General features: G+C 46.6%; 24 protein-coding genes and 3 tRNA genes. 16 read left to right on the top strand and 11 right to left on the bottom strand.

The window, feature by feature from the left end:
* Positions 1-700 precede the first annotated feature (700 nt).
* The 4 genes from QUA71_RS08290 (at position 701) to QUA71_RS08275 (ending at position 2,626) form a co-directional block, all read left to right on the top strand.
* Positions 701-1,117, top strand: a complete 417-nt coding sequence (locus QUA71_RS08290; protein ID WP_333283951.1) for a hypothetical protein — start codon at positions 701-703, stop codon at positions 1,115-1,117.
* On the top strand, positions 1,056-1,283 hold the full coding sequence (locus QUA71_RS08285; RefSeq protein ID WP_333283949.1) for a hypothetical protein: 228 nt from the start codon (positions 1,056-1,058) through the stop codon (positions 1,281-1,283). Before QUA71_RS08290 ends, QUA71_RS08285 begins: the two co-directional genes overlap by 62 nt.
* Positions 1,284-1,720: 437 nt before the next feature.
* Positions 1,721-2,236 carry an SMC-Scp complex subunit ScpB gene (gene scpB / locus QUA71_RS08280; RefSeq protein ID WP_333283947.1) on the top strand — a complete coding sequence of 172 codons (516 nt, stop codon included), beginning with the start codon at positions 1,721-1,723 and terminating at the stop codon, positions 2,234-2,236.
* 42 nt (positions 2,237-2,278) lie between these two features.
* Positions 2,279-2,626 (top strand): DUF760 domain-containing protein, encoded by a 348-nt coding sequence (locus QUA71_RS08275; protein ID WP_006635907.1) that lies wholly within the window; start codon positions 2,279-2,281, stop codon positions 2,624-2,626.
* Positions 2,627-2,931: 305 nt separating this feature from the next.
* Here the strand turns inward: QUA71_RS08275 and QUA71_RS08270 are convergent, their stop codons facing one another.
* Both QUA71_RS08270 and QUA71_RS08265 read right to left on the bottom strand, forming a co-directional pair.
* Positions 2,932-4,152 carry an HhoA/HhoB/HtrA family serine endopeptidase gene (locus QUA71_RS08270; protein ID WP_190663248.1) on the bottom strand — a complete coding sequence of 407 codons (1,221 nt, stop codon included), beginning with the start codon at positions 4,150-4,152 and terminating at the stop codon, positions 2,932-2,934.
* Positions 4,153-4,557: a hypothetical protein gene (locus tag QUA71_RS08265; RefSeq protein ID WP_333283945.1), complete on the bottom strand. Its 405-nt coding sequence runs from the start codon at positions 4,555-4,557 to the stop codon at positions 4,153-4,155.
* A gap of 68 nt (positions 4,558-4,625) precedes the next feature.
* Here QUA71_RS08265 and QUA71_RS08260 point away from each other — a divergent pair, with 68 nt between their 5' ends.
* Positions 4,626-5,381 carry a M23 family metallopeptidase gene (locus QUA71_RS08260; RefSeq protein WP_333283943.1) on the top strand — a complete coding sequence of 252 codons (756 nt, stop codon included), beginning with the start codon at positions 4,626-4,628 and terminating at the stop codon, positions 5,379-5,381.
* Between the two features lie 422 nt (positions 5,382-5,803).
* On the opposite strand, the gene QUA71_RS08255 is transcribed toward QUA71_RS08260, so the two are convergent.
* The 3 genes from QUA71_RS08255 to QUA71_RS08245 all read right to left on the bottom strand — a co-directional run bounded on the left by QUA71_RS08255 (position 5,804) and on the right by QUA71_RS08245 (position 8,053).
* A tRNA-Thr gene (locus QUA71_RS08255) sits at positions 5,804-5,875 on the bottom strand.
* 73 nt (positions 5,876-5,948) lie between these two features.
* A tRNA-Tyr gene (locus tag QUA71_RS08250) sits at positions 5,949-6,030 on the bottom strand.
* A 205-nt stretch (positions 6,031-6,235) separates the two neighbouring features.
* A complete protein-coding gene (locus tag QUA71_RS08245) occupies positions 6,236-8,053 on the bottom strand; it encodes an ABC transporter ATP-binding protein (RefSeq protein ID WP_333283941.1) in 1,818 nt (605 codons plus the stop codon).
* A 35-nt stretch (positions 8,054-8,088) separates the two neighbouring features.
* Between QUA71_RS08245 and QUA71_RS08240 the strand changes: the two genes are divergently transcribed.
* Positions 8,089-8,307, top strand: a complete 219-nt coding sequence (locus tag QUA71_RS08240; protein ID WP_333283939.1) for a hypothetical protein — start codon at positions 8,089-8,091, stop codon at positions 8,305-8,307.
* 35 nt (positions 8,308-8,342) lie between these two features.
* On the opposite strand, the gene QUA71_RS08235 is transcribed toward QUA71_RS08240, so the two are convergent.
* Positions 8,343-8,483 (bottom strand): hypothetical protein, encoded by a 141-nt coding sequence (locus tag QUA71_RS08235; protein WP_172188980.1) that lies wholly within the window; start codon positions 8,481-8,483, stop codon positions 8,343-8,345.
* A 218-nt stretch (positions 8,484-8,701) separates the two neighbouring features.
* Here QUA71_RS08235 and QUA71_RS08230 point away from each other — a divergent pair.
* The 4 genes from QUA71_RS08230 (at position 8,702) to QUA71_RS08215 (ending at position 12,155) form a co-directional block, all read left to right on the top strand.
* Positions 8,702-8,773, top strand: a tRNA-Gly gene (locus QUA71_RS08230).
* 247 nt (positions 8,774-9,020) lie between these two features.
* Complete coding sequence (locus QUA71_RS08225; protein WP_333283937.1) at positions 9,021-9,425, top strand: hypothetical protein; 405 nt, start codon at positions 9,021-9,023, stop codon at positions 9,423-9,425.
* 4 nt (positions 9,426-9,429) lie between these two features.
* Positions 9,430-10,695, top strand: a complete 1,266-nt coding sequence (locus tag QUA71_RS08220; protein WP_333283935.1) for a glutamate-5-semialdehyde dehydrogenase — start codon at positions 9,430-9,432, stop codon at positions 10,693-10,695.
* A 320-nt stretch (positions 10,696-11,015) separates the two neighbouring features.
* Positions 11,016-12,155: a fatty acid desaturase gene (locus tag QUA71_RS08215; protein WP_333283933.1), complete on the top strand. Its 1,140-nt coding sequence runs from the start codon at positions 11,016-11,018 to the stop codon at positions 12,153-12,155.
* A gap of 117 nt (positions 12,156-12,272) precedes the next feature.
* On the opposite strand, the gene QUA71_RS08210 is transcribed toward QUA71_RS08215, so the two are convergent.
* Positions 12,273-13,976, bottom strand: coding sequence for a lipoxygenase family protein (locus QUA71_RS08210; RefSeq protein WP_333283931.1), 1,704 nt, complete (start codon positions 13,974-13,976; stop codon positions 12,273-12,275).
* A 321-nt stretch (positions 13,977-14,297) separates the two neighbouring features.
* Positions 14,298-15,431, bottom strand: a complete 1,134-nt coding sequence (locus QUA71_RS08205; RefSeq protein WP_333283929.1) for a class I SAM-dependent methyltransferase — start codon at positions 15,429-15,431, stop codon at positions 14,298-14,300.
* Positions 15,432-15,942: 511 nt separating this feature from the next.
* On the opposite strand from QUA71_RS08205, the gene QUA71_RS08200 reads away from it, so the two are divergent.
* The 3 genes from QUA71_RS08200 (at position 15,943) to QUA71_RS08190 (ending at position 18,230) form a co-directional block, all read left to right on the top strand.
* Positions 15,943-17,019: an adenylate/guanylate cyclase domain-containing protein gene (locus QUA71_RS08200; protein WP_333283926.1), complete on the top strand. Its 1,077-nt coding sequence runs from the start codon at positions 15,943-15,945 to the stop codon at positions 17,017-17,019.
* A gap of 173 nt (positions 17,020-17,192) precedes the next feature.
* Positions 17,193-17,690: a GNAT family N-acetyltransferase gene (locus QUA71_RS08195; protein ID WP_333283924.1), complete on the top strand. Its 498-nt coding sequence runs from the start codon at positions 17,193-17,195 to the stop codon at positions 17,688-17,690.
* Between the two features lie 84 nt (positions 17,691-17,774).
* Positions 17,775-18,230 (top strand): GTP pyrophosphokinase, encoded by a 456-nt coding sequence (locus QUA71_RS08190; protein WP_333283922.1) that lies wholly within the window; start codon positions 17,775-17,777, stop codon positions 18,228-18,230.
* An 82-nt stretch (positions 18,231-18,312) separates the two neighbouring features.
* Here QUA71_RS08190 and fabG read toward each other — a convergent pair whose 3' ends face one another.
* On the bottom strand, positions 18,313-19,077 hold the full coding sequence (gene fabG / locus QUA71_RS08185) for a 3-oxoacyl-[acyl-carrier-protein] reductase (protein WP_333283920.1): 765 nt from the start codon (positions 19,075-19,077) through the stop codon (positions 18,313-18,315).
* A 73-nt stretch (positions 19,078-19,150) separates the two neighbouring features.
* Between fabG and trxA the strand changes: the two genes are divergently transcribed.
* On the top strand, positions 19,151-19,468 hold the full coding sequence (gene trxA, locus QUA71_RS08180) for a thioredoxin (RefSeq protein ID WP_006634176.1): 318 nt from the start codon (positions 19,151-19,153) through the stop codon (positions 19,466-19,468).
* Positions 19,469-19,555: 87 nt separating this feature from the next.
* A complete protein-coding gene (locus QUA71_RS08175; protein ID WP_333283918.1) occupies positions 19,556-20,149 on the top strand; it encodes a hypothetical protein in 594 nt (197 codons plus the stop codon).
* 54 nt (positions 20,150-20,203) lie between these two features.
* Here the strand turns inward: QUA71_RS08175 and prmA are convergent, their stop codons facing one another.
* Together prmA and serA are read right to left on the bottom strand one after the other, a co-directional pair.
* Positions 20,204-21,094 (bottom strand): 50S ribosomal protein L11 methyltransferase, encoded by an 891-nt coding sequence (prmA, locus tag QUA71_RS08170; RefSeq protein ID WP_333283916.1) that lies wholly within the window; start codon positions 21,092-21,094, stop codon positions 20,204-20,206.
* Positions 21,095-21,278: 184 nt separating this feature from the next.
* Positions 21,279-22,862, bottom strand: a complete 1,584-nt coding sequence (gene serA / locus QUA71_RS08165; protein WP_333283914.1) for a phosphoglycerate dehydrogenase — start codon at positions 22,860-22,862, stop codon at positions 21,279-21,281.
* A 671-nt stretch (positions 22,863-23,533) separates the two neighbouring features.
* Here serA and QUA71_RS08160 point away from each other — a divergent pair.
* Entirely contained in the window at positions 23,534-24,040 is a 507-nt protein-coding gene (locus QUA71_RS08160; RefSeq protein ID WP_190663783.1) for a hypothetical protein, read from the top strand.
* Positions 24,041-24,048: the final 8 nt, after the last annotated feature.

Here is a 24,048-nt window from a genome sequence, read left to right as displayed (position 1 = left end):
ACCCTCATTCTCTCCTTAACGGTGGCTCTAGTTTTTCTTGGGCCACCGTTCTCATCTTTAGTTAGTCTAAACTACAGATGGAATTGAAACCCGACTTAACTCAACCGCAATAAGTGGGGGCTGCAATCTGTAAAAAAAATCAGTTTTCTACCTCCAGATGACACTCAGATTAGTTACACTAAAAAAACTCGTGTATAAATAGCAGATAAACTGGGTTTTTCTGGTGTCAGTACCGATGAATATCACCAGAGATTTTAGTAGATGGAACCCGGTTTCTGCCTCCAGGAATGATATCATGTCTGTTGAATTGCCCGTTATAAAATTTTGTCGCCTGGTTGGGGCGGGTTTATAAATATGGTGGATGTGAATTAAAGATTGTTGGTGAAACTCGCCCCAACAAGTATTGTGGTTAATTTACCTGACATGATATGACTGAGAAGAAAGAGCTTTGTTTCCAGTAAATTATACCAAAATACCTATGTCTGTGTCTCTTTCTCTGCAAAAAGCCTGCAATATTTACAACAAAATCCTCGTTGTCAATCACCATTCGTTCAGGATTGAAGCCGGAGAAATGTTCGGTTTCCTAGGCCCCAAAGGTGCCGAAAAATAGACCACAATTCGGATGCTGGCTACCCTGACTAAGCCCAGCAGCGGTCAAATTTAGGTAGCTGGATATGACGTGAGGCGGCAAAGCTTGCAAGTGAAACAGTGCATAAGCGTGTTGCTTCAACAAATCAGTGTTGATAATCAGCTTTCAGTATGGGAAAATATGGAGTTTCACGGGTCGATGCACCACATTCCCAACCAGAAACGGCAACAGTTCATTAAACAGTGGTTGGAATATGTAGAAGTAGCAGAAAGGCGAGATGATTTAGTAAAAAAATTGTGGGGGAATGAACCAAAGTTTGCAAATTACCCGAGAACTTTGGCAGGAGGCGCGAATCTTATTTGTGGAGGAAACGACGGTACGGTTAGACCCGCAAAGGCGGTGATTGTGGGAAATTATTCGAGATTTGAACAAGCAGGGAATGAAAATGCTGTTGACAACGCATTATATGGAGGAAGTGGAGTATTTGTGCGATCGCATCGGCATTATGGACGGTGGCAAGCTAATTAGACTAGGAACGTTGGCCCAACTGCGGCAGGAACATGACCAAGGGTTAGTGATGAAACAAATAGGCGTTCGCTGGAAATATAAGCTTTTTCCTACTGGGGAAGAACGTAATTTATATCTGGATGGCAAAGAGGATAAAAATGGAAGGATAATTATTCCTTCTAATTGAGAGGATATTTTTGTAGAATAGCTGACGGGCCGACAGTGAGATTGATAAATAGCTAATTGCTAAATTTGATACTCTAACGTGGTAAATTGGCGATTAACAATGCTATTTTTTTAGCAAAATCATCGGAATCCCGGGAAGCAAAAAAAGTTTAACGCTCTACTTCTAGCGGTTAGGGGCGCCATGACGCACCCTATATATAAATTTTATGCGTCCCGGACTGAGATAAAAAAAAATACAATTGAAATAGTTTGGTTTTGTTCCTCAACCTAACCTACACTATTAATCATTTGTGGAAGGGGAATGTTTATTACCAATTCTCATTATTCACGACACAGAAGTTAGTGAGATACGGATAGCTGTTGTTTTCCTGATTCCTTCTTCTTTCTTGCTTCCTCCTTATTCTTTCAACGTCCCAATTCCTAATTACTAATTCCCAAATGACTCGCTTAGCCACAACAATAGAAGCCATACTTTACCTAAAAGGTCAGCCAGTGTCGATCGCAGAAATTGCCGAGATTGCCAAATGCGCTCGAGCCGAAGCCGAAGACGCCATCATCGAACTCATGTCTGACTCGTCCCACCGCGACAGTGCATTAGAAGTCGTCGAAACCCCCACGGGATACAGCCTGCAACTCAGAGAAGAGTTTGCCAGTTTAATGCAAACTTTAATACCTCCAGAATTAGGTGTTGGAGCTTTGCGGACGCTGGCTGCGATCGCCCTCAAAGGCGGCATCGCTCAGCCAGATTTAGTTAACTTGCGAGGTTCAGGAGCTTACCAACAAGTGCAGGAACTTGTAGAAATGGGTTTTGTCCGCAAACGGCGGCCTGCTGAGGGGCGGTCATATTGGTTACAAGTTACCGAGAAATTTCATCGGTACTTTCAAGTAGACCAACTGCCAAAACAATTGCAAATTGACTTTCAGGCAAATTTGTACCCAAGCAATGACGAGTAGTTTGAAGTAGAATGTAACCAGCCAGAAATTAAGAATCGCCAAATGGTTTTTCACCCTGACTTTGACACATCCAATGCCCAACAAACGGCAGTCAATCCACTGCTGAAGTACCTCCAACACCAATCCCCGGAGGTTCTAGCCCGAGTCGCCAAGTCCGTCAGCCCCGACATCAGAGAAATTATCTCTCATAACGTTCAAGGACTTGTCGGGGTTTTGCCTTCAGAAAATTTTAACGTCGAAATTACCACTGACCGCGAAAACTTAGCAGGTTTGCTAGCTTCAGCGATGATGACAGGCTATTTTTTGAGGCAAATGGAGCAGAGGATGCACCTAGAAGAAAATTTAGCAAGCACCAGCTCGATTCAACCCAACTCGCCCAAAGACAAGTAAAAAGATCAACGGGTTGGGGAAGCCAGAAAGATGAAAGTTGTTAAGAAAAACCCATAATCCTGAATCAGGGAGGCACAGGGAATTAAGAAACCGGGCTGTTAACCGGGTATCCCTCGCCCTACACTGAGGATTTTGGTGAAAAAACCCGGTTGCTGCATCCAGGACTATAAAGTATCAGATTTATCTTTCATCCTCCACCGTTTGCCACTAATAGCAGTTTCCCAAAAGAAAGCAACGGTAGGTAAGCTCCAAATCCTTATCCCGTAACTCATTCCCACTTCTGTAATCGAAAATCTCAAATGGTATTACCCACCGGCGGAGCTACCCGATAGGGGAAAAGCACCCGGACGTACTTTGATATTCTGAACTTGACCCAAACGGTTAATTTCCAGTTCGAGTTCTTTGCCCACAACAGTGTTTTCCACCCGTTCTTGCACGTCCCCGGGAGTGTTGACTGCAATTCCGTCAACTTTTTGAATGACATCTCCGGCGCGCAAGTCCGCTTTTTGAGCGGGGGAATTTTCTACGACTCGCGTCACGGCTACGCCTTGATCGAGGGTAATTTTATTATTATCGAGCTGTTTGTTGAGTTCGGCCTTGGTGGCGGCAGTCAAGCTGACCATTTGAATGCCGAGATAGGGATGTTCGGCTTTACCTTTGGCAAATAACTGATCGGAAACTCGTTTGGCGGTTTCGATCGGAATTGCAAATCCCAAGCCCTGAGCGTCCGCGCGGATAGCGGTATTGATGCCAATTACTTCGCCTTGGTCATTGAGTAGCGGCCCGCCAGAATTGCCGGGGTTGATGGCGGCGTCGGTTTGGATGAAGCGGACTCGCTTGTCGGGGATTCCGACTTGCGAACTCGATCGACCCGTAGCGCTGATAATGCCCACAGTCACGGTATTGTCGAGACCTAAAGGATTGCCGATCGCGATCGCCCACTGTCCCGGTACAATATTGTCCGATCGACCCAAAGCCACCTGCGGCAGTTCCTTAGCATTAATCTTAACCACAGCGACATCCGTCAGCGGATCGACTCCCTGCACCTTACCCTCAAACTCGCGGCCGTCTTTGAGCGTCACCTTGACAGTATCCGTCCCCGAGACAACGTGAGCATTAGTAACGATGCGGCCGTCAGAAGTGAGAATAAACCCGGAACCCGTACCTCTCTTGACTCGTTCTTCCGGCTGCGGCAAATTTTCCCCAAAAAACCGACGAAACAAAGGATTTTTGAAAGCTTCCGGCACTTGATTCGCCACCTTGCTTGAGGCGTCAATCCGCACTACAGCCGGGCCAACTTTTTCGGCTGCTTCAGCAATAAAATTGGGATTGCTGCGATCTACCGCCCGATTTTCCTGAACCGGAGGAGACGCATAGGGGGGGATTTGCTGGCGCACTACTGGCAAAACCAATCCGGTTTCCAGAGTGTTTGAGCCTTGCAGATAGCGATTGCCCAACCATCCCAGGCCTCCCCCGATCGACAGCAAAGTCACATAAAGGGTCGTTTGCTTAAAAGATAAACTCATTTAATAACTCCCGTTAAATACTTCATCCCCGCAGACACGTTCCGAATCAAGCATTTTTGTCTTGACGACGGGAAGGAAGCGGGGCGGGGCGTACCGCTTCCTCAAGAACATACCTGTTAACAGGCAGGCGCTGATGGGCATCACAAGCAATTTTTGCCTGACTTCCCAAGAGCGACCAAAACTAATAATTCTCATCCTAACTTGGCTTAGCCTGGGATTTACAGTCTGGGGGGTGGCTAGAGCTTTCAAATATGCCGTTTCACTCGACTCAAAAATTGTCAATTGTCCGAAATGAATACTTTCTTCTCTATCTAATGACTTTGAAACGTTTATTTCTGCTGATTTCTGCACTACTTTGGTCGATCGCACCCGTTGGGCAAACGGCGGCAAATACCGAGCTCCCACCTGCAAATCTTCCCTCAGGTACACCTCTAGAAAACCCCGACCCCGCCCGCGATTGCCCGAGTCCGGCTATGTCTCGATTGCGCCGCCACACTGTGGCCCAGGGCGAAACAATAGAAAGCATCGCGCGGCAATACAATGTGATTCCTGCGGCGCTGATGGGAATAAATCCGACGTTGCGGGGCCCTCAAGTATCTGCTGGAAGTGCGATCGTCATTCCTCCGTACAGCGGCATCGAGGTAGAAGTACCTGCGGGCTGGAATTGGCAAAAACTAGCAGAAGCTTACAAAGTGCCGGCAGATTTGCTATTTGAGGCGAATGGCTGCAGGCCTTTGGGGCAAACCGTGTTTGTACCTGCGGTGAATAGGTCGATCGGGCCTTCTGTAAATCCCGATAAAACGCCATCGGTGCAAAGATTTCCGCTGCCGGCCCCAGCGGTGGAAGCTTTGCGTTACGGGCGACAATTGCATCCGGTGCACCGCGATTTTTTTTTCCACAGTGGCGTAGATTTTTTGTCGTCGGAGGGTACGCAGGTTTTGGCCGCGGGCGAGGGGACTGTCGCCTTTGCCGGGCCACAGGGGGATTACGGGAATTTAGTGGTGGTGAACCATCAAGCAGGGAAGCAAACGCGCTACGCTCATTTGAAAGATATTGCCGTAAAAGTCGGTCAAAAAGTGCTGTCTAAAGAAGTTTTGGGAACTGTCGGGACGACGGGAAAACGGGACATTCGGCAACCTCATTTGCATTTTGAAGTTCGGTACAATTCGGGTTTGGGTTGGGTTGCTGAAGACCCGCTGCTTTATTTGCAAGCGACTATTAAAAAATAGGATTGTTAGTGTGAGCGGAATATGAGCGATTTACTGTAGACAAGCTTTAGAAATTAGTATGGAGCAAAGCACTATGACGACAAGTCAACCATATTGGGAGCAGACGGCAACTGTTCGCTGCTTAGTAGGGCAAAAGCTACTGAAAACCGATTCTTGTCCGTATTTTCCCGAATTTTACCAAACTGATGAGGAGCTAATGGGAGACTATAATCTCTTCGATTCTTTTCGGGATAGATTTAAGCTTCGCTGGCATCGAATCAAGGGAACCGATACGTACCGCAGCGTTACACAGAATCCTTACACACCTAGCGAAGATTTAGCAATTGGTACTTATGTATCACCTTGTGGTAACTACTCTGCCAAAGTAACCAAGCTCTAGAATATTCTGAGCTGCGGTAAGGAAATCTATGAATTAGAATGCAAGCCCGTGACGAGATTTGAACTCGTGACTTCCTCCTTACCAAGGAGGTACTCTACCACTGAGTTACACGGGCATAAAAAATTAAGAACCTCCAATTAAAAAATTAATTTTTAATTCTTAAATTTTAACTTTTTATTAAATTGAGGTGGGCCGAGCTAGATTTGAACTAGCGTAGGCGTAGCCAGCGGATTTACAGTCCGCCCCCATTAACCGCTCGGGCATCGACCCATTTCCATCACAGTTATACATCCTAGCACCAGAATCTTTATTTGCAACATTATATTTAAAACTCTAATCATTAAGTTGAGAAGGCATAAGTCAGTTAGGGGCAGAGGGGAAAAGTAAATACTGACTGTTTAAAGTGCCCATTGCTAAGTCTAGGCTTGGTGCCGGCCCGGAGCACGCACCGGAAGTCTAGACTTAGCCCACATCCCTAATCCACTAATTCCCCGGTTTCTTGCAGGGAGTGCAGGCGACGGTAAATGCCTTGTTGACTCAAGAGTTCGTCGTGACTGCCAACTTCGACGATTCTACCGCCGTCGAGCACGACGATCGCATCGGCTTCGCGAATTGTACTCAGTCTGTGGGCAATAATTATGGTGGTGCGCGTACCGAGGATATTTCGCATGGCTATCTGGATCGATCGCTCCGACTCATAGTCCAAACTAGAAGTAGCCTCATCAAAAATTAACACATCCGGCTCCACCAACAGCGCCCTCGCAATGCCCAACCGCTGTCGCTGACCGCCGGACAACCGCATTCCTCTCTCCCCGACCACGGTATAGTAACCTTGGGGCAATAGCCGCACAAAATCGTCTACTTTGGCAATGCGACAAGCATCCTCAACTTGCTCGAAAGTTGCATTTCTGTTTCCGTAAGTCAAATTTTCCAGCAAAGTACCGTTAAAAACGTCTACTTCTTGGTGAACAATGGCTAAACGCTGACGGTAGCGAGTCACGTCTAAGCTGCGAATGTCTTCGCCGTCGATCAGAATGCTGCCGGAGTTGGGTTCAAAGTAGCGAAACAGAAGTTTAACTAAAGTCGATTTTCCCGAACCCGATCGCCCGACTAATGCTACAGTCTGACGGGGATGAATCAATAAATTCACATCCTGCAAAACGGGTTTTTGACTGTCGTACCCGAATGTCAAACCGCTGAATTCAACTTTGCCGGTAAATTTATAAGGCGACGCCGATCGAGCATTTTCTGCTAAATTGACCGCATCAACACCGTCTGGCGTTTGCATAAACTCGTGGAACCGGATCATTGAAGAATAGCGCCGCGCCAATAATTCGGCGATAATGCTAATCGGACGCAGTTGGGAATATGCCATGCTTGCCAGGGTGTAGACGGTAACAAAATATCCGAGGGAAATTTTGCCTGCAACCGTGGCTGCTAGGCTAAAACCGAGAACTGAAAACAAACACAACTGGACGATCGTCTGCTGGTATGTCCCCAAGGTGACGTATCCTTTGTGAATGCGGTTGATCACGACTTTTAATTCGCGATCGAGCCTGGTGGTTTGCCTTTTGAGTTCATCGCTTTCTGTGGCAAAAGCTTTAACTGTTTTGATGTTGGTGATAATTTCCGAGTTGCGGCTTTCGGTATCTTCGATGTATTCATCCAGAATTTCTTCCCGCGCAGTCACCCCTTGCAGGCCTTTGAGGGTGAAACTGAGGATAAATAGGAATGAAACCAAAATTAATAAGCCAATCCGCCACTCAATTAAGCATATAACGGCAAAAATGCCGATTAAGCGGACGACTTCGGGGATGAATTCGCCGGCAATTTCTGGGTAAGTCCAAGTATGGTTGGCGATGCCTTTGGCGATGCGACTGGCAATCCGTCCGGCGTTGTTTTCGTCGTAGAATTCTAGGGGTAAGGTGAGGATTTTGCCGATCGCACCTCTCATTCGATCGCGCCTCGCCCTCAATGGTATCGCCCAGTGGAACCAACTTCCTACCCAAGGTTGGATCGGTGCTTTGGCTACTGTTACCAGAAAAATTATGCTCAGCAAGACGGATAGCGATAATATTTTGTTGGGTGAGTGCTGGGTAACAGAGGCGATCGCTGCTATGAGTTTTTGGGTTATTGTATCTGTAGGTTGACCCGACAATACGTTTAATATTTGACCGATCGCGTAGGGAACAAGCAAATCGGCTAGCGCCAAAACGCTGGATGCCCCTATGCTGTAAACTGATATTTTCCAGTAGCGACTGTAGTATCTGAAGATGTCCTGAAAGCTTGCCATAAATTTTTGTTGAGATACAACCCTTGCAAACACTTGTGTCTAAAACCGCGCTCTCGGCGCGCCTGGTTTACAAGTGTACTACAAAAGTAGTTGGTCGGGCAGTCATTTTGGCTCATGCTAGCGACTCGCCCGATCGGGTGATTTATGGCAATCCTTTGATCGTCAGCAATCGATCTGCATTCCTGGGCAATAAACTCAAGACTAAGGGTAAAAAAATGCAAAAGACAGAATTTTTCTTAAATTCTGCCTTCTGAGCAAGCCTTTATAAGTTTTACTCTTGAGTAGTCTGTTAGCTGAAGGTGTAGGCTGATTGCAGCGCCCACCAGATCAAGAAGCCGATTCCGCCGGCAATGACGATCGCCGAAATGGCGATCGCTATAGGACTGTCAGCTCCCTTGAACTTCATGATTCCGCGATTTAAATCTGACATGACAGTGTTCTCCCACAATTCCAGCTTGATTGTAGCTTTGCCGTCGGCCGATGGCGGTCAAATTTCACGGCAATTACTGATTTGGTTAATGATCTGGCTGCTGAAATTTCATTTGGGGATAGGCTTTGGGGGTTTTTACTGGGTTTCTGAAAAAAACTTACTAAAAAGACTTGACAAATTTCGAGAATTGAGACAATATTGTTAATACCGCAGGAAATGCGGGTGTAGCTCAGTGGTAGAGCGTCACCTTGCCAAGGTGAATGTCGCGCGTTCGAATCGCGTCACCCGCTTTAGAAGATAAAAACATCAAGGAAAGGGGAAAGTAGATCGAGAAAGTTTTCGGTATACTCCTAATGATGGTTGAAAATACCTAAGTTAGTGGTAAGATTGAATGCAGAACTTGCAAGTCAAAATTGCCGGTCGGACATATCTCGGAACAGGCAGTTGAAAGCCTCGGTAGGGCGGAATTGACAAGTTTGATTAACTGGATATGTTAACGATTATTTTTGCAAAAACGCTTTTTTTATCTGATCGCTAGTGCCATCTCAAAAAGTTCCAAAGATTGACTTAAATGATGAGTACCCCTGTCCTTGCCGACGCCGGGGTCGTCTAGTGCCTATAACGTTGACAGAAGCCTTTGGATGCAACCGCTGTCAACAAATATTTGTATTGGACGAAAGTGGATACGTGATTGAGCAACTATCAACGAACTATCCTTACAAGCAGGCTTGGCGGTGGACAGGGAACCAGTGGAACAGAGCGCATCCGGGTGTGAAGGCCCATTATTTGCCACTGGCTTTGGGTATGATATTGGTGCCGCTAGTGATTTGGTTGCCCTTGGCGCTGCACTCGCCGGGCCCGAATATTATTCTGTGGGCAATGGTGGCCGTGCTGCTAGCAATGCTGCCGGCGCTGATGGTATGGCTCGCTTACAGGCGTTAGCTAGATGATAATAGAGGATTTTACCCATTCATCAGATGCCGCAAATGTCGCGCGTCGCGCTTATCAAGCTTCTTTGGAGTTGGCTGCCACAAAGAGTGCGGATCGCGCGGCAGGTTTGCAGGCGATGGCGGGCTGGCTGAAACGCCGGCAAAATGACATTTTAGAAGCAAATACTCTGGATCTAGAAGCAAGTCGGGACATGGCGATTCCCGAGTTGATCGTGGAGTGGCTGAAGCTGACGCCGGAACGGATCAAGACAACTGTGCAAATTCTGGAACGGTTGGGGGAAATGCCAGATCCGATAGGTAGGGTGATCAATGCTTCTTATCAGGTCGATCGGTGTCAGGTTTACTGTCAGTCGCTGCCGCTGGGGGCGATCGCTCTAATTTACGAGGCGTTTCCCGAGTTGGGGGCGATCGCCGCGGGTTTGTCTCTCAAAAGCGCTAACAGTTTGATTCTTAAAGGTGGCAGCGAAAGCTGGCAAACTAATACAGTAATTGGAGAAGCTTTGGTTTCGGCGCTCGATGAGGTCGGTTTGCCCTCGGGATGTTTGCAGGTACTGCCGCCTGATCGGGGCGCTTCGATCCGAGAATTGGTCACTCAAGACCAATATCTCAATTTAATTATTCCCTACGGCAGGCCAAGTTTGGTGCAGCAGGTGGTGAGGTTGTGCACAGCACCCGTTTTGAGGTCGGCCATGGGAAATTGTTACCTTTATTGGTCACCGACTGGCAGTTTGGAGATGGCAAGGTGGATGATTTTGGACAGCCATCAAAGCGTGCCCGATCCTGTTAATGCGATCGAGAAAGTGCTCATCGATCGCAACCAAAAGCCTTCTTCCTTAGTCAGGTTGTGGAACAGTTTAAAAGAAAAAGGTTTTCAAATTAGCGCTGATGCGGATCTTGTAGCAGATTTCCCAGACTTGAAGCTGGCGGAACCATACGAGTGGACTCAACCTTATTTAAACAAAACCATAGCGTTTAAAGTTGTCGATAGTTTAGAGATTGCGATCGGCTGGATCAACCGCTACAGCAGCGGCCACGCTGACTGCATCGCCACTGAATCTTACTTAGAAAGTCGCCAATTTGCTCTGGATGTTAACAGCGCCTCAACTTTTATTAATGCCTCACCTCGGTTTTGGCGCTATCAAAATCGTGGAGATGCGATATTTTTGGGAATGTCCAACCAAAAAGGTTATCGTCGAGGATTGATCGGGTTAGATACGCTGACGACAATCAAAGAAATTGTTCAAGGAAACGGACTTTTTTAATTTTATAGATTATTTAGGATTGGTTATTGAGATTAAACCCAACTGAAAAGTGGGAGAGTATTATCGATAGGTAAGCCTTTAAGAGGTGTTCCAAAATTATTTTTATAGGATACAATAATATCTTGGTACAAAAATCAGGCAGCCTTGATCTAAAGCAATTTGATCACAAGCTCCCGGATAGCCGCAGTGGAGACAGATAAAATCTCCGCCGCCTGACAATAAGCCGCCGGATTTATGTGTGGGTTCCATCTAAATTGGGTACGGGATCTAATTAAATTTAGAAACTTATTAAGTCACATGAAAATCCTCTTAGCGAGCACATGAAATCAGAAAAATTACTCCATACTCTAGACAAGACGGCAACGCCGACTGTAGGCGCAGAAACGCTAATTCACCACTCAGTATATGTTAAAAAATTGCGTCCGCTACTGCCATCCGATGCCTTTGAGCCGAATTCAAGCAAGTTAGGGATACTGCTGATAAATATCGGGATTTTATTGTTAGGATGGGGAATTGCGGCTAATCTCGATCGCTGGCCTGTCTATCTTTTATGGCTTTACTTACCTTTAGCCGCGATTATGGGCAATAGTATCATAGTTTTGCTATTTAGCTCCCACGATTTGATGCACGGCAGCGTTCAGAAAAAGTCTCGCCTGACTTATCCGATCGCCTTTTTGGGTCTAAGTATGCTGTTCATGCCACCTACTCAGTGGAAAAATCTGCACAACCTCGTACATCACAATAACACGAATTCTTTGGCAGACCCCGATCGCAACTATCTGTACCAGCAACCAGATACTTGGGGAAAATGGATTCAAAATCTGTTTGTACCGTCAGTTGAAGTCAATCCGCTGTGGTTAATTGTAGGGATGGCCGGTTCGTGGTTAGTGCATAATTTCCGCAATCTAACCTCGGTACTTTTATTTAATGATAAATCAGTTGATTATGTACCGGCTGCTTTTACAGTTAGTGCTAAAGATAGAATGGCTATCGCCTTTGAATGTGTGGGAATTTTAGGAATTCATGCCAGCATTTTGTTCTACCTAAATTTTCATCCCCTCAAAATTGCCCTAGCCTACTTTTTGCCAATCGCGATTGGTCATGCAGGGGCAATGTTTTACATCTATACCAATCACATGGGTTGCCGGATGACCAGCATTAATGACCCGCTGATCAACAGTGCTTCAGTGCGGGTTCCTAAAATATTTGACCTGTTGCACTTGAATTTTTCTTACCACACAGAGCATCATATTTTCCCCAGCATCAACTCAGACTATTATCCGATGGTGCAAGAGTTGTTGCAAATTCACTATCCCGATCGCATGAATTTAATCGATGCTGGTGAAGCTTGGCGGTTGCTGATGCAAACACCCCGGCATTATCAAGATGAAGTGACCTTCACCGATTCGTCGGGTACAATGTGCGTGAATTGCTCGATCGCTGAAGAATACAAAAGCTGAGAATGTGCAGGGGCTCTTACATCTTCTACGATGCTTAAGAACAGGCCAGAAAGCCTGTTCCACAAATAATGAATTTTATTGTGGGGTGGGCGAAACACCCACCCAACAAATACACTCCTACATACTGATGCTATTTAGTACCAACGAAGGCTTGAGAGCCAAGTAAGGGATGACTCGTTTTTGATTGTTGGCATCAATCTTTTGTTCTGCCATATTCAAATTTTGCTGGAACTGTCTGGCTAAAAGTTGGATCGGCGTTCCCGCAAAAACTTCGTCGAAACTCATCCGGTAGAGTTCTCGGAAAGATTTATCGTAAAAACCTAAACGGTCATATCGATAAGCTGACAAAATAAACATAATTTTCAGTTGTTCAGCCGCTCGCTTGTACGGAGGAAGCAACCGTAAAATGTCCTTTTCCGTAATCACTTCGAGAGTCCCAGAAGCATTAATTTTGGGAATGTCCCGGTATGCTGCCAAGGGCATATTGGCGGCAAAACTCATGTATTCATACTGGGGAAAATTGACGGCTGAATGCTGCGGGCCGCAGGTAAAAATTATGGTTGTGACAATTTTAATTAATTGTTCAACTGTGTCGATTTTGCTGGGCATTCCTTTGACTTTACCGCCCTCATTCGAGGCTAATTCTTGGGCCCAAGTTTGCAGTTCCACGTCTTGGACGAGTGCTTCATTTGTCGGGTAAAAGAATTTGAGATAGCCCGATACAAAGGTTTCGATCGCATTCCACAGCAGTAATCCATCATCTCGGTAAGGATAGTGAGGCAGTTGATTTGGATCGTCCATGCCCCGATTTTTCAGTTCTGTTGGGAAGGCAAATTGATCCAGACTCCAGTTACTGCAAGCCTCTCTAGCTATTTCCATTGTCTCTGGCAAGCTACCGCTTAGCAAGTCATCGACTGGCCCGCCCGGAGCGATCAAATAAGAACGCGCCAGCTCGTTGTTAGTCAACATAAACCGAAAGTGCGGTTTCAGCAGCAGGCTAAGGGGGTGATTTTTAGCCAACTGTCGGGCGGTGACGATCGCGATTGGTTCCATCACCAAATGAGTTCGACCTAAATGCGAACTCATTTCGTGGTGATTGGCATCTGCTACTTGCACGCAGAGTTTCGCAAACAGCCAATCCACAGGAGGATCGAACGGGGTGTAAAGATGGCTATTTGGGGTCGGATCTAGTTGAATGGCGATCGGCACCAGTTCACCGCGATCGCGGATTCCCGTCCACCGCCAAGCGAAAAAAGCTCGCGGTTTTGGCAAGAATTTTCTGCCTTTTTCATAGCTGCCGCCTCCAATTTTTGAAGGCGCGCGATAGTGTTGGTCGCTACCCGTATAATCGGCAATGTAAATGTTTTTTTGTTGCAACTCTTGGCCCAGATCGAATAATGGGTGAAAGCTGGAAATTTGTGCCAGTGTTTGCGCCCGAGGATCGCCGGCATCTAACAAACGAAGCACCATCGGATTTGCTCCAGACAGCCGCTGTTCTGCAAAAGAGCGATCGGTTTGGTAGATTTTGGCAACAGCAGGTAGCGGCAGCAGAGTAAAGAAATCTTCATAGTCTTGGAGGTCGTCGAGAGGATCGAGAAAACTTCTCGAATCGGCCGCCAACATATTTGCTGGCAGTTCCGATGTTGCTAGTATCCGCTCTCCAATATACTTGCTCGAAAAGTTCTCGACTGGTGGCAGATCTTTCAATAATGCCAAAGGTGATAAACTGTCATGGTCAAACTGATAAGCTTGTTGCTGACGATTCAAGGAATCTTTGCGCTGTTCTTGGTTCGGGTCGTCTTGAGGAAGAGAAGGTTTCATATTCTGTACCATTGTATAAATTAACCCTTTTTTTGTAGTAAAATATCGGATATCATCACTACCGATCGAGGATGGAATTTAAAAAGTATTGTGCAGGCTCACGCTTGATATAGGTCTTATTCACCGATCGATCATCTGATTCCGGACTTTTTTAAACTCAGACAAATTTCTCAAAAGAATGCAACGCTTCTAGAGCGCCCTCAATCCACATAGGGCGGTTTCATTATCCAGATAAGTAGCTCGCACTCAAGAACCCCGACTTCTTTGAGATGTCGGGGTTCGGGGTGTTCGGTTTTTTGAGGTGGGTCTACTCATTAGCGGTTAGGCACCAACCATTAAATATTGGCCGTTGCCGTTATATTCGCCGTCGCAACTCGCGAAATTAGCCACAAACCAAATCAGGTAAAACCGCCAGATGCGGGGAAACTTGGCATAGTCGATGCCGTAGTCTAAATCTTTGACTATTGCCTGAGAATCGTCAAAGTTTTTCAGCCAGTTAGCAAAAGTTGTGGAGTAATTGTATCCGTTTAGATACCAGTTTTTTATGGTTTTGAGGTCTTTGTTGTGGCTGGGAACTGCATCGTATTTCCAGTAACGGCCGTGGGGGAAAATGTATTTGTGGGTGAAAACGCTGGATATATTGTTCGGAGTGCGAACTGTGATGATGTGAATAAAAACTTTGCCATTATCGTTCAGGAAAGATGCCAGCTTTTGGAAAGCTTTCGTTAAATTGCCTACATGACAAAAAACTCCGATGGAGAGAATTTTATCAAATTTTGTCTCGAATTGGGCCTCGTTCAAATCTCCTTCATATAGGGTAAATCGACCAGAACTAAGGTAGCTTTCGGGGTCTTGCATCTTCTGACGCATATACTCGCATTGCTGGTGGCTCAAGTTAATCCCGGTAAAGGTGACATTGGGGAATTTGGAAAGAATGTAATTGGGAACACAACCCCAACCGCAGCCAAAGTCTAAAATATTGTCGCCATCTTGAATCTCTAGCTTCTCAATCACATCATCAATCATGTGCATTTGCGATTGTTCAAGGTTGGCCGCTCCTTTTTCCCACAATCCCATGCTGTATTTAGGATAAATGAGTTTGCCGTCGCCTAACATCGGATTCAGCATAGCTTGAGGTAAGTCGTACTGAATCTTCATTAAATCCCGCGGCCCTTCGGCGGTACGATCTGTTTCTGTCAGTACCCATTCGTAGGCCGTAAGCAGAGAGGGAAAGTGCCGGAACAATACGGGCATACAGGTATCAAAAAGCGATCGCAATACAGAATCCGGTACTTCTAAGCCGTTGATATAAGACTCTGCTACTGCCATGTGGGCCGCGTTAACTGCACTGACTGCGAGGCGGGTTGCTCCGTAGGCGATCGGACTTTTGGTATGGATATTTCCCACGATGGGAATGTGTTTTTCGATGCTTTGTAGGGCTGTTGATGAAGTCATGGCTATACTGGTTTTAAAGATGCTGCTATTCTATCTCACGAAAATTAGCTGGTTGTTAGAGAGCAAAAAAGCTGAAACTATTGCCAAGTAAGGTTTGCATACCAAAACTCCCCAAAATCCTAAAAATATATGGCGGTTGAAGGGGATTTGATAACGGATTTATAGGGGTTTGGGCGATAATAATTTTATTAAGAATTATGTCAGTCTATTTTAGATATTAGATTTTAGATTTTAGATTAACTCCCCAGCTTGAATGGGGGTATTTTCACGGTGCTATGAAGATTTTAGTGTTCAGTTATACCATTTTAGATTTTAGAATTTAGAATGAATGATGAGCTAAGAGTTGGACTATTGCTTAGAGTTGCTTTCTTTTTTTAAACTGTTGTCAGTTGGGGGGTTGAGCTGACACAACGAGAAGCAAATGCCGATCGCGACTTATAGTTAAGGAATCAGGGGACGCAGAAAAAATGCCGAGAAACCGGGTTTGCATACAGGTTCCCTGCAATAACAGATGTCCGCGAGATTCTTCGCTAATGAGCTAGACGCGCCACATATGCCACAGATTCACTATCTGCCGGACGATCGCACGATCGAGATAGACGACGACGATATAATTCTCGAAGCTTCTCTGCGTGCCGGCATTCCGCACACCCACATCTGCGGCGGTAGCGCCCGGTGTTCGACTTGCCGGGTATTGATTGTCGAAGGTTTGGAATTTTGCTCTCCGCGCACTTCGCCGGAAGAGGAACTCGCGAAAAAATTGCGTTTAGAGCCGGAAATTAGGCTGGCTTGTCAGACGCAGGTTGCGGGCGGCAAGGTGATTTTGCGCCGATTGGCGATCGATTCTGAAGACTTGGAATCATTTAACGACGAAATGTCGGGAAAGTTGATTTCTCCTCCTGTGGGTCAAGAGAAAAAAATTGCGATTTTGTTTGCGGATATTCGAGGATTTACGCCTTTTGCAGAATCGCTGTTGCCCTACGACGTAATCTATGTTTTAAATCGCTATTTCCAAAAAATGGGTTTTGCGATTAACCGGAATGGCGGGATGATTAATAATTATATGGGTGACGGTTTAATGGCCCTGTTTGGGTTGGAAAATCCTGACAAGGCGGCCGAACAAGCGGTAAGGGCTGGGGTGGAAATGCTGGAGGAACTAGAGAAACTCAATCCCTATTTTGAAAATTTGTACCGTCACCAATTGCGGATTGGGATTGGGATTCACTGCGGCTGGGTGGTTGTGGGGAATTTGGGGGCTTTGAAAAATCAGACAGTGACGGCGATCGGGGATGCAGTGAATTTAGCCAGCCGGATCGAGGCGGCTAATAAGCAAGTAGGAACGAGTTTATTGATTTCCGAGGAGACTTATCAGGAAGTGAAGGAATTGGCGATCGTCAATCAGTGCGTATCCGTGCAAATTCCGGGGAAAAGTGGCGAATATCCGCTCTATGAAGTAGTCGGGATGCCGCCGCTCCCCGTGAAAATCGAAGAAGTTTCTGAGGAAGGGGAAGGTTCTCTCTGGCAAAGTTTTGTCAATAAGTTGCTGGCTTTGTATGCTGTGGTGTACAATTGGATTAGGAAAATATAGAGTTAAAACAGTAAGGTTTTTTAACAACTAGACGAATATTTAAGCAAATAATTTTAGGCGGAGTTAGAGTCTGATAAGGCGCTCATATCTGCCATTAATTTAGTTCCCATCGCCCTTTTGGATTTTAATCGGGCTAATTCCGCGACACTTTGGCTTTAAGGGCAGAGCGAACTTTGGCTTTGCCAACTTCTGCGGTGTTCGCTGAACCAGAAAATCAAGAAATTATCATGGAACATATTGTTCGTAAGTATGAAGATAAAGATTTAAACGAGGTCTTGTCTTCTTGGGAAAATGCCTCAAGGATAGCCGATCCTTTTTTAACAAAAGAATTCATAGAACAAGAGCGTTACAATATTCTTAATATATATTTACCAAATGCAGAAACGTGGGTTGTGGAACAAAAAGGACAGGTTCTCGGCTTCATAGCCTTACTCGGCAACGAAGTGGGGGGAATATTCGTGAAGCCGGAGTTCCAGGGTACTGGTGCCGGCAGGGCATTGATGGATCATGCACAGAAATTACGCGGTGACTTGGAAGTTGAAGTATTCAAAGCAAACTCCATCGGTCGGAAGTTCTACGGAAGCTATGGCTTTAAAATGGTAAGTGAAAAAGTTCACGAACAAACTGGCAACGAATTGCTGCGGCTCAAATTCACTGCCGACAACGCATAGCCGACGATGAACGTTCAACTCCGAAGTCACACACTACCTTTTCCCCGCGAGGGCACTGAAACTTTAATATAGAAATTGTTTACGATGTTGTCAAATACGAATTCAGAGTACGAATCATTACTACAACGGGCGATCGCGATCGCCGCAAAAGCTCATGAGGGGCAGGTTGATAAGGCAGGCAATCCCTATCTCGATCATCCGCTATTTGTAATGGAAAATGTAAACTCTATAGAGGAGAAAATCGTAGCGGTTCTACATGATGCCGTGGAAGATTCTGAACTTACATTTGAGCAACTTAGAAGCGAAGGTTTTCCTGAAGTTCTAGTCTCGGCGCTCGCGGCGATTACCAAAATAGAAGGAGAAGCTTATGCAGCTTATTTAGAACGTGTGATTGCCAACCCGATCGCACTGCGAGTCAAGATCGCTGATGTTACTCATAACCTCGATATTCGTCGCATCGCCAATCCCACAGAGGCAGATTTTCAACGCATTGCCAAATACAAAAAAGTCCTCAGTCAGTTGTGTGCCGCCTTAAAATAATTATTAACCGCAAATATCCGCGTTCATCGTGGCACAGGCATCTTGCCTGTGCGATATCTGCGGTTAAAAAAATCCCGAAATCCTAAGCCATTACCATCCCCCCATCCACATTAAAAACCTGCCCCGTTATATAAGCCGCCGCCGCATCCGCCGCCAAAAACTTCACCATCCCCGCAACTTCCTCAACTTCCCCGTATCTCCCCAGCGGAATATACTTCAAAATTTCATCAGACTTGACATCCTTAGTCATATCTGTAGTGATAAAACCCGGTGCAACGGCATTCACAGTAATCCCGCGACTGGCCAACTCTTTCGCCACAGTTTTAGTAAACCCAATTACCCCAGCCTTTGCCGCACTGTAATTAGCCTGTCCCGGATTGCCCATTTGCCCAGCAACCGAAGCAATATTAATAATTCGGCCGCTTCGCTGTTTCAGCATGATTTTACTGGCCGCTTTTGCACACAAAAACACGCCGGTTAGATTCAAATCAATTACCGCTTGCCAATCTTCCAACTTCATCCGCAGCAGCAAAGTATCGCGAGTAATGCCTGCATTGTTCACCAAAATGTCAATCCGTCCCCATTTTTCCATGACATTACTGGTGAGTAAATCTACTTGGTCAGTTTTCGAGACATCTGCTGCAAGTGCCACAGCTTCTCCTCCAGCAGCGACTATTTCTGCTACCACCTCATCAGCAGCAGCACTCGAACTCGCATAGTTGACGGCGACTTTGGCGCCTTCTGCCGCTAGGGTTAAAGCAACGGCGCGGCCGATTCCCCGCGACGCACCGGTCACGACAGCAACTTGACCCCGCAATCTCTGAAAATTCTCTGGCAATAATTCCATAATTGTATCCTCGCAATCTACCAGAGAATTTTGCACTAAAATCGAGCCAGAACCCAAAAAATTATTTTGTCTTATGGCAGTTCAAAAACAGTTCAGCAGTTTTGAAGAGTTACTATCGGGCTCTGACTTGCCCGTGTTGGTAGATTTTTACGCTACTTGGTGCGGGCCTTGTCAGATGATGGCACCGATTTTGGAGCAAGTGAGCGGTCAGATGAAAGACAAGCTGATGGTTGTCAAAATTGACACGGATAAGTACGAACACTTGGCGTCGCAGCATCACATTTATGCTTTGCCGACTTTGGTGCTGTTCAAAAATGGCGCTGAGGTCGATCGCATTGAGGGAGTTATGCAACCGGCGCAGTTGATCGATCGACTGCAACCTCACTTGTAGCACGAGCCAATTATTTCACGCGTAGGGTGTGTCAGCTCATATCTGATTAATTATGAATAAGATAATCCTAGTTGACGCACCCTACTTATGAAGACTCCCAGCCACGCTATTATCAATCTCGCAATTCTCGGCAAACCGCAACTGCCGCAAGCTAATCTAATTATTGTTATCGGCGGAATTTTGCCGGATATTCCGATATTTTTATTTTACTTTTGGGCGAAATACATTGCTCGCTTGCCCGCAGCTACAATTTGGTCAAAAGCATATTATGAGCCTTTTGTGCAAAATATTGTGGCTCTGTTTCATTCAATTCCCCTTGCGGTTATTGGTTTGCTAATTGCTTATTACTTTGGCTGGCCAAGTGTGCAAATTCTGTTTATCAGCATGATACTACACTCTCTGGGAGATTTGCCTGTCCACAATGACGACGCTCACCGACACTTTTTTCCGTTCAGCCATTACCGTTTTATCAGTCCGATTTCTTATTGGGATAGGAAGCACTACGGGGCAATTGTTTCTATGGTTGAAATGTTGTTAGTGCTGCTGTCAACTTACCGCGTTTTTGGTTTTATTAATTCTTATGCTGGAAAAACCTTGTTAATTTTGGTGAATAGTTTTTACTGGGCTGGCGCGGTTTATTTTCAGGTGCGAGATTTATTTAAATTCACTTCCCAAAGATGAAACATGAACTCAAAATTACCAATTAGCAATTAGGAATTAGCAATTACCATATTGTTAATTCCGCCGAATATTAAAACAACACCAATCTTGGCGCTTCCATAGAGTAGCCACTATCCAGCCGTGCTGTTCTAGAGTGTCGGCAATTGGCTTAGCTTGTTCGAGCAAAATGCCGCTGAGCACGGCCCAAGTAGTTGGTTTGCTAATTGCAGTGAACTGCGGGATTAAATCAATGATTACTTCTGCTAAAATGTTGCAGATCAAACCGTCGATCGGCTCATCTACCATTTCTTTCAAACGATCGATACTTCCGAGCTCTGCAACTAACTGCTGAGAATTAACGCGGTTGAGTAGTCTGTTGCTAATGGTCGATCGCACTGCCAAAGGATCTGTATCCAAAGCATAAACTTTTGTAGCGCCCAACAACACGGCGCCGATCGACAAAATACCCGATCCGCAGCCGATATCGGCAACTACGGACTTGCTGTCATCAAAACCTAGCCGCATTTCCAGCGACTCCAGACAAAGTTGAGTAGTAGCGTGAGCACCGGTACCGAAGGCCACACCCGGATCTAAACGCAAAATGAGGCGATCGGTATCAGTCGGTGGGGGCAGCCAGGCCGGATTAATTAAAAAGCGATCGCCCACTTCTTGAGGCTGCCAGTGCTCCTTCCAAGTGCTGCCCCAGTCTTCGTCTTCAATCAAATCCCACTGCATCGCAGGTAGGGGCAAACCTGCACACAGAGCATCTTGGCGCAGCCACAGAGACAGAGCGGCCAAATCCAGCAATCCTGCCTGTTCTTCGGGCAAATAAGCCGACATCAGGCAGGAATTGCTTTTGATCTCAGTAGCAGTTCCCCGACAGTTAAATCGTTCCAGACGCCAAAAGATGATATCTTCCAGCGCCGGATCGCAAAGAATTCTAATTTCCCACCAGCTATGTGCCATAACGATTTTAGATTTTAGATTTTAGATTTTAGATTGGCCTAGGGGAACTGGAGACTGGGAACAGGGGAGTGAGGAAGGAGGATTGGCTAATAGAAAAATTCCCGCTTTCTTGCCAATGACCAATGACCAATTACCCATTACCAATTATCAGCCCTTGCATCCAAAATCTAAACTCCAAAATCCGTCAAAGATTTACCGTGTAAGCATCCCGAATTCCCGGAACTTTTAGGATCTCAGCCAGTATCCCCTCTGGTAGAGGGTCATCGAGGCTCAAAACCATCACCGCATCGCCTCGCACGATTTTACGGCCTACTTGCATACTGGCAATATTGACATTAAAACTGCCCAATTGGGAACCAATTTTGCCAATAATCCCCGGCATATCGCGGTGCAGGGTAAACAGCATATGGTGAGTGGGCGAAACGTTGACCGGGAAATCGTCAACACTGGTAATCCGAATTTCGCTTTCGCCGAGCACTGCACCTGTCACGGTGTGTTCGCCGAGGGTTCCCTTGGCCGAGAGGTGCAGGGAGCCGGTGTAGTCGCGAATTGAGGCGTCTCTGGTTTCGACGACGCGAATTCCGCGTTCTTTTGCTTCAATACTGGCGTTGACGTAGTTAACGCGCTCTCGCAGGGCTTGGGAGAGCAGGCCTTTGAGGGCGGCGACGACTACGGGCTGACCTTGGTTGGTGGCCAATTCGCCTTGCAGTTGAACGTTGAGGTAATCGACTCGGCCTCCGGCTAGCTGGCTGACGAGGTTGCCGAGGGTTTCGGCGAGTTGCAGGTAGGGTTTGAGTTTTTCGATCGAGTCTGGGAAAATGCCGGGTATGTTGACAGCCGATCGCGCGGGCAGCCCCAACAGCACGTCGCGAATTTGTTCAGCCACGTCGATCGCCACATTCACCTGAGCTTCCGCTGTGGATGCTCCCAAGTGGGGCGTCAGCACGATGTTCTGGCCGACAGTCCGCAACGGGGAATCGGCTTCCAGCGGTTCGTGTTCGTAAACGTCGATCGCGGCACCGGCGATCTTGCCTTCTTTGATGGCTTCTGCGAGGGCTGCTTCGTCGATGATCCCGCCTCTGGCGCAGTTTATGATGCGGGCCGTGGGCTTCATTTTCGACAGCACTTCAGCGTTAATTAAGTGCAGGGTCTCCGGCGTTTTGGGGATGTGCAGGGTGATGTAGTCGGATTCGCGCATCAGCAGTTCTAGTTCTACCAAGCGGCAGCCCAACTGGTCGGCTCTTTCGGTCGAAATGAAGGGATCGTAGGCCAGCAGTTTCATGCCCATTGCTTTGGCTGCGGCCGCGAGGTGGGAACCGATTTTGCCCAAACCGACGATGCCGAGGGTTTTTTTGTAAACTTCTACGCCGATAAAGCGGTTGCGTTCCCATTTACCACCTTTGACGGATTCGTTAGCTTCCGGGATGTGGCGGGACATCGAGAGCATCATGGCGAGCGCGTGTTCGGCGGCGGCGATCGTGTTGCCTTCGGGGGAATTGACGACTACAATTCCTTTGCGGGTAGCGGCGGGTACATCGACATTATCTACGCCGACGCCGGCTCTGCCGATGATTTTGAGTGAATTCCCGGCTTCAATGATTTCTTTGGTAACTTGGGTGCCTGAACGGATCATTAAAGCGTCGTAATCTGCAATAATTCCTACCAGTTGTTCGGCTGAGAGTCCTGTGTTTACGTCTACTTGCGCGACTTGGGAGAGGATGTCAATTCCGGCTTGGTCGATCGGATCGGATACTAGAACTTTAGGCATAGCAAGCAATTGAGTGCAATAGTAAAAATAGACCGAGCGTTGGCGAGCTCAAAGTTGAGACTTATGACTTAGAGCAGTATCTAACAGCTCAGCTCAAGCTTGCCTTTGTGCAGTTTGAATTGTATCTGTATTCGGTCAAGGTCGGCCGTTTTTTCCGTGAAATATTTTAGCTTTGCGGGCGATCGGACTCTCTGACCGTCTCAAAATCCCGCAAGTGCTTAGCTAGTATGTCTTTTCGGTCTATAATAGACTTTGGCTATTCAAGCCTAACTATCAGGAATTGTTTTCTAGTCAGTAACTCAGGGCTAAAGCCACGCTCGCTTGTAAGAGCAATCAAAGCAAGCTGTACTGACCAGCCTCAGTCTTAACTGACTACGTTATTTAGGTCATGACACCCTGGGATGCGAAGCTAGTCCCCCGCTCTGTCGCTGGTGGTTAAACAGTTTTAAAGTCACTGAAACAGTGCTGCCAGCCTAACAAGCCTTTATAACATTGGCGAAGCTAACTTTACCCCGCAAGGGAGTTGAGGCAACCATACCTCAAAAAATCGGAGAGGTTGTATTAAATTCCCTCTCCGCCCCGTAAGGGGAATTAAGGCGATTGAAATCGCCTGGTCGTTTTCCACGAGCGGGCTAAAGCCACGCTCGTTTCCCACTTACCGAGTATTTTTTATGAATTATCTTATCGCCGTACTGCCCGATCGAATTCAAGCCGAAGCTGCCTACAGTGCTCTGGAAAAAGAAGGCTTGCCCATGAAGCAAGTGAGCATTTTGGGCCGCGGCTACAAAACTGCTGATGAATTTGGCTTGATCGACCCCAACCAGCAAGCGAATAAACAAGCTAAACTCATGGCTGTTTGGCTGGTGCCGTTTGGCTTTATTGCTGGCGTTACTTTCAGTCTGATGACTCAGTTGAAGACTTTTGCGTGGGCGGGCGAAATTGGCGATCACGCGATCGGCGGAGTGCTAGGTGCGATCGCCGGCGGGATGGGCAGCTTTGTTGTTGGCGGAGCCGGGGGCATGGCTTTTGGCAGCGGCGATGCTTTGCCCTACCGCAACCGTTTGAATGCGGGTAAATTTTTGATTGCGGTTAAGGGTACTGATGATTTGACTGGGAAAGCTGCGAAGATTTTGCAGCAGTTTGAACCGGAAAATATCCAAGGTTATACAGAGACTTAGTTAAGAGT

It is taken from the genome of Microcoleus sp. MON1_C5 (assembly GCF_036701875.1).
In the GTDB taxonomy this organism is placed as follows: domain Bacteria; phylum Cyanobacteriota; class Cyanobacteriia; order Cyanobacteriales; family Microcoleaceae; genus Microcoleus.
This window is presented reverse-complemented; position numbering and strand designations above follow the sequence as displayed.

Coding starts and splice junctions, on each gene's coding strand:
- QUA71_RS08285 (WP_333283949.1), top strand. CDS start 1,056: ATGGAGGAAGTGGAGTATTTGTGCGATCGCATCGGCATTATGGACGGT.
- scpB (WP_333283947.1), top strand. CDS start 1,721: ATGACTCGCTTAGCCACAACAATAGAAGCCATACTTTACCTAAAAGGT.
- QUA71_RS08275 (WP_006635907.1), top strand. CDS start 2,279: ATGGTTTTTCACCCTGACTTTGACACATCCAATGCCCAACAAACGGCA.
- QUA71_RS08270 (WP_190663248.1), bottom strand. CDS start 4,152: ATGAGTTTATCTTTTAAGCAAACGACCCTTTATGTGACTTTGCTGTCG.
- QUA71_RS08260 (WP_333283943.1), top strand. CDS start 4,626: ATGTCTCGATTGCGCCGCCACACTGTGGCCCAGGGCGAAACAATAGAA.
- QUA71_RS08245 (WP_333283941.1), bottom strand. CDS start 8,053: ATGGCAAGCTTTCAGGACATCTTCAGATACTACAGTCGCTACTGGAAA.
- QUA71_RS08235 (WP_172188980.1), bottom strand. CDS start 8,483: ATGTCAGATTTAAATCGCGGAATCATGAAGTTCAAGGGAGCTGACAGT.
- QUA71_RS08220 (WP_333283935.1), top strand. CDS start 9,430: ATGATAATAGAGGATTTTACCCATTCATCAGATGCCGCAAATGTCGCG.
- QUA71_RS08215 (WP_333283933.1), top strand. CDS start 11,016: ATGAAATCAGAAAAATTACTCCATACTCTAGACAAGACGGCAACGCCG.
- QUA71_RS08210 (WP_333283931.1), bottom strand. CDS start 13,976: ATGAAACCTTCTCTTCCTCAAGACGACCCGAACCAAGAACAGCGCAAA.
- QUA71_RS08205 (WP_333283929.1), bottom strand. CDS start 15,431: ATGACTTCATCAACAGCCCTACAAAGCATCGAAAAACACATTCCCATC.
- QUA71_RS08200 (WP_333283926.1), top strand. CDS start 15,943: ATGTCCGCGAGATTCTTCGCTAATGAGCTAGACGCGCCACATATGCCA.
- QUA71_RS08190 (WP_333283922.1), top strand. CDS start 17,775: ATGTTGTCAAATACGAATTCAGAGTACGAATCATTACTACAACGGGCG.
- fabG (WP_333283920.1), bottom strand. CDS start 19,077: ATGGAATTATTGCCAGAGAATTTTCAGAGATTGCGGGGTCAAGTTGCT.
- trxA (WP_006634176.1), top strand. CDS start 19,151: ATGGCAGTTCAAAAACAGTTCAGCAGTTTTGAAGAGTTACTATCGGGC.
- QUA71_RS08175 (WP_333283918.1), top strand. CDS start 19,556: ATGAAGACTCCCAGCCACGCTATTATCAATCTCGCAATTCTCGGCAAA.
- prmA (WP_333283916.1), bottom strand. CDS start 21,094: ATGGCACATAGCTGGTGGGAAATTAGAATTCTTTGCGATCCGGCGCTG.
- serA (WP_333283914.1), bottom strand. CDS start 22,862: ATGCCTAAAGTTCTAGTATCCGATCCGATCGACCAAGCCGGAATTGAC.
- QUA71_RS08160 (WP_190663783.1), top strand. CDS start 23,534: ATGAATTATCTTATCGCCGTACTGCCCGATCGAATTCAAGCCGAAGCT.